The organism is Aquabacterium sp. NJ1 (assembly GCF_000768065.1).
Lineage (GTDB): Bacteria > Pseudomonadota > Gammaproteobacteria > Burkholderiales > Burkholderiaceae_C > Aquabacterium.
In genome coordinates, this window is the sequence record NZ_JRKM01000007.1 from 1 (window position 1) to 7,582 (window position 7,582).

Consider the following 7,582-nt stretch of genomic DNA (forward strand, 5'->3'; position numbering starts at 1 on the left):
TGGCCCTTGTTGGTACCCTTCAGTCGCTGCGCTCCTTCCGGCGCCGCTTACCTTGGGCGTTAGGCCCCACTTTTTGAGGCCGCATTTTGGCAAGGCTGCTTCATGTCGTGCCACGTGAAAATCAATAGCCATCGGTGTTTCGCGCGAGAGCACTGATGCATGCCACGGCCTTTCTCTCTGTCGCCCAAGCATCTCCTCGCTGCTTCAAGTTTGGCGCTTTAGGTTCGTCCAGCATGGCCACGAGGTGCTTGGCAACGCCTCAATCTGGCTGTCTGTCCTACGGCAGCCCGCTGGCCAGTCAGCTGCGCCAAAGTGCCACACGCCATCGGCAATTGGTTGCCTGTTCTTCGGCAGGCAATGGTGATCATGTGCCACGCCATCTCTCCGCATGCCGTCACCCAGCTGGCCGCGCGTCCTTCGGCGCTCAGCGCAGGGAAACCGCACTGCCACGGCCCACCAGCATCAGGCAAAATCTCTGAAAATCAAATCAAGGGAGCGGCCATGCAAAGGCCCAGCATCAATGCACGCAGTTGGGTCGTCGTGTTCTCAACACCCTCTCCTGCGCTCACCAGCCTAACTGGGCGTTCAACAGGGACGTCGCTGCTCCGCAGCGCCGCCCGTTAACTTTGGCGTTAGGCCACTCTTAACAAGCACTCGGCCATGCCTCCAAGCTTGTCCGTTGAAGCTCGTGCCGATGACGTGCTCCGCAGCGCTCAACATGCGGGAACATCGCATCAGGCCTCGGTTGCTTTCTCTGCCATAGCGCCACACAGCAATAGTCATCGCCACTACCGCGCGAGAACACCGGTTCATGCCATCGCCTCTTTCTTTGCCGTTCTGGCGTTGAAGCCATGCTTCATGTTTGGAGCTTGAGTTGCCATGCGGCTCGCAACCAGGCGCGATGGTCAGGCTCAATCTGGCCGTCTGTCCTTCGGCAGCCAGCCCCCCGATCAGCAGCGCCAAAGTGCCACGCACCATCGCCTGGTGGGCCGCCCGTCCTGAGGCGGCCAGCGCGGAGAAACCTCATGGCACCAGCCATCAAGCATCAGGCAGAATCTCTGGAAATCAAATCAAGGGAGCAAGGCCATGCCACGGCCAAGCATCATCACCAACGCACAGAAGGCTTGCTTGTTCTCGCCCGCCTTGGCATCTGTCCCCAGCCTAACTGGGCGGTCAAGCGGACACCAACAAGGGCCAAGGCTTCGCCATTGTCTTGGCCCTTGTTGGTGCCCTCCGCACCTGCGGTGCTCCGGTGCCGCTTACCTTGGGCGTTAGGCCATCCTTAAGCTGCATCCAGAGTGTTTTCATGTCGTCCATACACAGCGCCGCACCTCGCTCAATCTTCATGGCCGACGTCCTGCGAGACGGCGGCTCCTATTTCCTAATCTACGATCTCAAAAACGGGGAACGAGCCAGCCTACGCTTGCCTGTTGTTAGGGCAACTGATTTATGTTCGATCTCCTGGGGCAACCCCATGCTTTCATCTGCCACAGGTCAAGAAGTTCTTACCTGGCCACAAGCAATAGAACTTGCCAAAGTACTCTGGCCTCTCTTGAATGAATCGATCGTCGAGGGCGGAGCAGACCGAGCAAGAGAGTGCCTTCAGATCGTACTCAATGAAGGCCGCAAGCCAGGTTCGCCAAATCCAAACTAAGGCTCGAACACATCTTCGGTAAGGTCATCTTGTTATCTACGCCCTCTACTACGCGCCCCAGCCTAACTGGGCGGTCAAGCGGACACCAACAAGGGCCAAGGCTTCGCCATTGTCTTGGCCCTTGTTGCTACCCTGCGCACCTTCGGTGCTCCGGTGCCGCTTACCTTGGGCGTTAGGCTCTCGTTAATCGTCCAATAAATGCAAGTACCAGGCTAAAGAGTGACTCGCCGCATTGAACTGAAATCGATATCCGCCGGAGTACTTGGCGCGTTCGTTTCGCGAAACAACGACTTCGATGGCTACTGGGCGATAGGTTTGCTTTATCGGTTCGCGCAGAGCCAAGGAGTACAGGGCTTCACCTTCGAAATATTTCGTGAACAAACGCGCAGTGAGAAGCTAATTGAAGCTGTAAGTGCCAAATACAGGGAGATGCTTCTGCGTCTTTTAGAGAGTAGAGGTATCTCCCAGCGCTGGCTGCAATCTGCTACGTTAAGCATTGAATTTGAGCACCAGAACACACCTCGCGCCTTTCTGCACATTCTTGAACGCCCGTTTCTGGCTTCAATCACAATCAATTGCGATCTAGGAAGGAGCTACACCGTTACACAACTCGGAGCATGTTGGCCACATGACCCTAAGCGTGAAACTCGTAGCAACCGGCAAGTACCCGATCGGTAAGCTGTCAATGCCCCCAATATGCCAAACTTGACTTCGCGCTTTGCCTCAACCTTCCACTTCGCGCCCCAGCCTAACTGGTCGGTCAAGCGGACGCCAACAAGGGCCATGGCTTCGCCATTGTCCTGGCCCTTGTTGGTCCCCTTCAGTCGCTGCGCTCCTTACGGCGCCGCTTACCTTGGGCGTTAGGCCTCACGATGAAACACGCGCTCAAACTACTACTGCCAGTCTTGCTGGCTCTGCAATCCATGGCTGCTAATGCTGGAAATTTCTTCCCCCCTGATTACAAGCAGTTCCCGTTTAAAGAAGGGGACCTTCTTGCTAGCAAACGCAGCGATGGAAAGTACGCTGTCAACAAAATCCTCAAAATCGACAAGGTGGTTTTAAAAGCTGGCGAATCGATCAACATACAGGGCAAGAAATTTGTCGTACCAGAAGAGGACTATCTTTTAATCGTCAGTGCAGCTTATGGTGAGTCAGAGTTCGATACGCTTGAGCAAGCTCGACACGCAGCAGCAAGCGGGCATTGGAAAGTTCAAATTGGGCATGCACCCAACCGCGCACCCGGCGCAGCTGCAGGGCAGACCTACATTGGGTCAGCACCTGTCGCTGAATGGGAACTCGCAGGCTATCGCCAATGGAAAAGCGCGTTCACTAAAGGAGAGGCCGGTGTCTTTTAAAGAGCAATGCACTGTTTCAAATAACAAGTGCAACATCAATTCGAATTCAGTCCATGCTAGCTAGCCCAACCTTCCTCTACGCGCCCCAGCCTAACTGGTCGTTCAACGCGGACGCCAACACAGGCCATGCCTTCGGCATTCTCATGGCCTGTGTCGGTACCCTCCGCACTTCGTGCTCCGGCGCCGGTTAACTTGGGCGTTAGGCGCTTCCCGCCCACAGGACACAGATGATCCGAACTAAACCGACCTTTCTCATTGCCCTGCTCGGCACACAGCTGATGAGTGCGGCACATGCCGGGCCTATGTGTAAATTCAGGCAAGAGCCAACCTCAGCCGTTGTGTTCACCGTCAACGGCCAACCGATTCGGCAAAATTTCATCTCCGTCATAGCTGGCTTTTATCGCAACGGCAACTCGGAGGGAATGGCCATTGAAAAGGAGCTTTTCAAGCAAGCAGCCATTTCCGAGCACCTTGACCAGGGCGCAGACTTCAAGCAAAAGCAGTCAGAAGCACTGACTCAACTTCAAGAAGTGATGGGCTCAAAATACTCCGACTTTTCGTGCACGGTACTCAACGAACTTGCAAGCGTTCATGCCCTCCTATCCCTGTACGTCGCCAAGCATCTATCCGAGCAAGCAAAGCCATCATCGGAAAGCGTAGAGTCGTTCTATCGTACCTATCAGGAGCAATACAAGGGAACGGACGAGCAGGAAGCTAAGAAGCGTATTCAAACCCATCTGTGGGAGCAAGCCATGGGCAAGCTCTACCAAGAAGAACTAATGCGCTTGCACAATCAAGCGCAGGTGCGCCGGGTTTCGAATTGAGCCAGCAAGGTTTTAGCGCTACGCAAAAAGCGCCTAACTGGGCGGTCAAGCGGACGCCAACAAGGGCCATGGCTTCGCCATTGTCCTGGCCCTTGTTGGTACCCTTCAGTCGCTGCGCTCCTTCCGGCGCCGCTTACCTTGGGCGTTAGGCCCCACTTTTTGAGGCTGCATTTTGGCAAGGCTGCTTCATGTCATGCCACGTGAACATCAATATTCATCGATGTTTCGCGCGAGAGCACTGATGCATGCCACGGCCTTTCTCTCTGCCGCTCTCGCATCTGTTCGCATCTTCAGGTTTGGCGCTTCACTGCCCTCAAGTTCCGCCACGTGGCGCAGTGCGAAGTCTCAATCTGGCTGTCTGTCCTACGGCAGCCTGCTCACCGCACAGCCGCGCCAAAGTGCCACACGCCATAGGCAACTGGTTGCCTGTCCTTCGGCAGGCAATGGTGATCATGTGCCGCGCCATCTCTCCGCATGCCATCACCAAGTGGGCCGCGCGTCCTTCGGCGCTCAGCGCAGGGCAACCGGGCTGCCACGCCCCACCGGCATCAGGCAAAATCTCTGGAAATCAAATCAAGGGAGCGTGGTCATGCAATGGCCAAGCATCAAGTCAAGTGCACAGTTCGGCGTGTTCTCAACGCCCTCTCCTACGCGCACCCGCCTAACTGGGCGGTCAAGCGGACACCAACAAGGGCCAAGGCTTCGCCATTGTCTTGGCCCTTGTTGGTGCCCTCCGCACCTTCGGTGCTCCGGTGCCGCTTACCTTGGGCGTTAGGCCCCACTTTTTGAGGCTGCATTTTGGCAAGGCTGCTTCATGCCGTGCCACGTGAAAATCAATAGCCATCGATGTTTCTCGCGAGAGCACTGATGCATGCCACGGCCTTTCTCTCTGCCGCTCTCGCATCTGTTCGCGTCTTCAGGTTTGGCGCTTCACTGCCCTCAAGTTCCGCCACGTGGCGCAGTGCGAAATCTCAATCTGGCTGTCTGTCCTACGGCAGCCTGCTCGCCAAACAGCCGCGCCAAAGTGCCACACGCCATAGGCAATTGGTTGCCCGTCCTTCGGCAGGCAATGGTGATCATGTGCCAAGCCATCTCTCCGCATGCCATCGCCAAGTGGGCCGCGCGTCCTTCGGCGCTCAGCGCAGGGAAACTGCGCTGCCACGGCCCACCAGCATCAGGCAAAATCTCTGGAAATCAAATCAAGGGAGCGGCCATGCACAGGCCAAGCATCAATAAGCGCAGCCAGGTTCTCGTGACCTCCACGCCCTCGCCTACGCTCACCAGCCTAACTGAGCGGTCAAGCGGACACCAACAAGGGCCAAGGCTTCGCCATTGTCTTGGCCCTTGTTGGTGCCCTCCGCACCTTCGGTGCTCCGGTGCCGCTTACCTTGGGCGTTAGGCAACTCAATGAGCGCCACATCTGGAGTTTTCACCGTCGTATTCATAGGTCTACTTGGAGCGCCAATCGCTGCCCCATCTCTCGCGTGGAGCGTCACCAAGCTTCCCAAAGAAAGCCAGGGCTGGATCTACTGGACGCTTGCATCCATGGTCACATTGATTTTGGCAATCTCAGCGCTGGGCATTTCGTCTCCCAATACAAAAGCGAATGCAATCGCAATCATTTCAGCACTTTGGGCAACGCTTGTACTGCTCCTGTCGGCCTATCGCTTGAAATCCAGACTCATTGGCTACCCTTTGGGGTCATTTGCAATATTGCTCTTGCTCATCTGTGCGTTCATGGGCACGCTAGGCGGGCTTGCTACTGCTTTCATGGTTGGCGACCGGGTACCCGTCCTCTCTGTGAACAACGGTACCGGCCGAGCCTGCTACGTCACCTCTTATGGCAATGTCACCACCGACTTTGGCGGCTACAACGTCACAATTGCACAGCAACTTGCGTATGCGCCGTTTCTAGAAGCAGTAATCGTGCGCAAGCAGTATGAAAAGCCCAAACAAAAGCCAGAGGAGCTATGCGAGGCCGCCTTTTAACTCACTCGCAATGCCCCCGGGCAAAGTCGCCTAACTGGGCGCTCAAGCGGACGCCAACAGGGGCCATGGCTTCGCCATTGTCCTGGCCCTTGTTGGTACCCTTCAGTCGCTGCGCTCCTTGCGGCGCCGCTTACCTTGGGCGTTAGGCCACACCAAACAACCGGCATAGTTATGCGCTAGGCCTTCACAAATCGGGAGAACAGATGAACTTCGAACAATCCATAAAGACGTGCTTTTCTAAGTACGCCACATTTTCCGGAACCGCCTCGCGATCCGAGTACTGGTGGTTCTTTTTGTTTTTGGTCATTGCGGGAATTGCGACTTCCGTGATTGATCACAAACTCAACTTATTGTTCACGCTGGCAACCTTGCTTCCCTCCATCGCTGCAGCAACTCGGCGTCTTCATGACACCCACAGGAGCGGATGGTGGCAATTGATTGTTCTTGTCCCTGTCCTCGGATTCATTGTGCTTGTCGTGTTTCTTGCCCAAAAAGGGCAATCAGGCGACTAATCGATTCGGCGGGCTGCGCGTAGAGGCCATATTGCCCAGATCCATGTGCATTGGGCAAGATCGCTGGAAATCAAATCAAGGGGAGCGGCCATGCAAAGGCCAAGCATCAATGCAAGCAGCCAGGTTCTTGCGGCCTCAACGCCCTCTCCTACGCTCCCCAGCCTGAATTCACATAACAAGTGCAACACCCCTTACGGACGTCCATACATCGCCTCCGGGGTCTTAAAGCCATAACGTTCACGCGGCCGTGTGTTGAGTTCCCGCGCAATCCAATCGCATTTTGCCTGCGTCACGTTCTTCATGCAGCTGCCCTTTGGAAGGTACTGCCGAATCAGGCCATTGGTGTTCTCGTTCGTGCCGCGCTCCCATGAATGGTATGGCGTGGCGAAGTAGCAGGCCACGCCAAACTCCTTCTCGATCTCTTCGTAGTCATGGAACTCCGTTCCGTTGTCAAAGGTGATCGTTTTCATCCTGGCTCCGTACTTCTTGAGCACCGCCCTCAAGGCTTTGTTGGTCTCTTTCGTGTTGCGCGCTTCGAGCTTCCTGATCACCGTCAGCCCTGTCGCGCGCTCCACCAAAGTCAAGATGCTGTGTCGCAGGTCTTTGCCCACAACCGTGTCGCCCTCCCAGTGCCCCACTTCCTGGCGAAGCTCCACTTCCGGTGGTCGCACCGTGATGTGCTTCTTGCCCCTCAGGATCCCGCGCCAGTCGTGCTTTCCGTAGCGTTTGCGCCTGAGCTTCATCTTTAGCCTCAGGTGCTTCCACAACCCACCGCCGGCTTGCTTGTCTCGCAAAAGGTAGCGGTAAATGCTTTCGTGGCTCATGTCCAGCAAGCCTTGTGGCCTGAGCGTGCCCACGATCTGCTTGGGGCTCCACTTCTTGCGCAGATAGCGCCTGACCAGCGCGTACTGTTCGGGCTTGAACTTGGGCCCTCGCCTGCTTCTTCGTCGCCGCGCTCGCGCATACCGATCCGCCTTGCATGGTCGGTACGCGCCATCATGCGTCGTGGCGTTCCTGCTGACCTCCCGCGATATCGTGCTCGCTGAGCGCCCCAACTCCTGCGCGATGGCGCGCAGACTCCAGTTCGCTTTCAAGTACGCGGAAATCAGGTATCTTTCTTCTCGGGCGAGTTGTCTGTAATGCGTCATGGTGTCGCCCCCCTTCTTGCCGGAATACGGGGCTCCATCACTTTGCCTTCAACTCGCCTACCTTTTTCTTGTGGTGTTGCACTTACTATTTGAATCCACG

Annotated in this window: 5 protein-coding genes; 4 read left to right on the plus strand and 1 reads right to left on the minus strand. The window is 56.1% G+C overall.

Features of this window, described 5'->3' with window-relative positions:
- Positions 1-2,526 precede the first annotated feature (2,526 nt).
- The 4 genes from JY96_RS21615 to JY96_RS21630 all read left to right on the plus strand — a co-directional run bounded on the left by JY96_RS21615 (position 2,527) and on the right by JY96_RS21630 (position 6,334).
- Positions 2,527-3,009: a hypothetical protein gene (locus JY96_RS21615; protein WP_235334073.1), complete on the plus strand. Its 483-nt coding sequence runs from the start codon at positions 2,527-2,529 to the stop codon at positions 3,007-3,009.
- A 227-nt stretch (positions 3,010-3,236) separates the two neighbouring features.
- On the plus strand, positions 3,237-3,833 hold the full coding sequence (locus JY96_RS21620) for a hypothetical protein (protein WP_035044320.1): 597 nt from the start codon (positions 3,237-3,239) through the stop codon (positions 3,831-3,833).
- Between the two features lie 1,407 nt (positions 3,834-5,240).
- Positions 5,241-5,822: a hypothetical protein gene (locus JY96_RS23450; RefSeq protein WP_152606701.1), complete on the plus strand. Its 582-nt coding sequence runs from the start codon at positions 5,241-5,243 to the stop codon at positions 5,820-5,822.
- Positions 5,823-6,025: 203 nt separating this feature from the next.
- The gene (locus JY96_RS21630) at positions 6,026-6,334 is read left to right on the plus strand and encodes a DUF805 domain-containing protein (RefSeq protein WP_035044324.1); all 309 of its coding nucleotides are present in this window, start codon (positions 6,026-6,028) and stop codon (positions 6,332-6,334) included.
- Between the two features lie 191 nt (positions 6,335-6,525).
- Here JY96_RS21630 and JY96_RS21635 read toward each other — a convergent pair whose 3' ends face one another.
- On the minus strand, positions 6,526-7,482 hold the full coding sequence (locus JY96_RS21635) for an IS30 family transposase (RefSeq protein ID WP_035044326.1): 957 nt from the start codon (positions 7,480-7,482) through the stop codon (positions 6,526-6,528).
- Between the last annotated feature and the right edge of the window lie 100 nt (positions 7,483-7,582).

Bases quoted from the DNA above. Each gene is read 5' to 3' on its own strand.
- JY96_RS21635 (WP_035044326.1), bottom strand. From the start codon at position 7,482: ATGACGCATTACAGACAACTCGCCCGAGAAGAAAGATACCTGATTTCC.
- JY96_RS23450 (WP_152606701.1), top strand. From the start codon at position 5,241: ATGAGCGCCACATCTGGAGTTTTCACCGTCGTATTCATAGGTCTACTT.
- JY96_RS21630 (WP_035044324.1), top strand. From the start codon at position 6,026: ATGAACTTCGAACAATCCATAAAGACGTGCTTTTCTAAGTACGCCACA.
- JY96_RS21615 (WP_235334073.1), top strand. From the start codon at position 2,527: ATGAAACACGCGCTCAAACTACTACTGCCAGTCTTGCTGGCTCTGCAA.
- JY96_RS21620 (WP_035044320.1), top strand. From the start codon at position 3,237: ATGATCCGAACTAAACCGACCTTTCTCATTGCCCTGCTCGGCACACAG.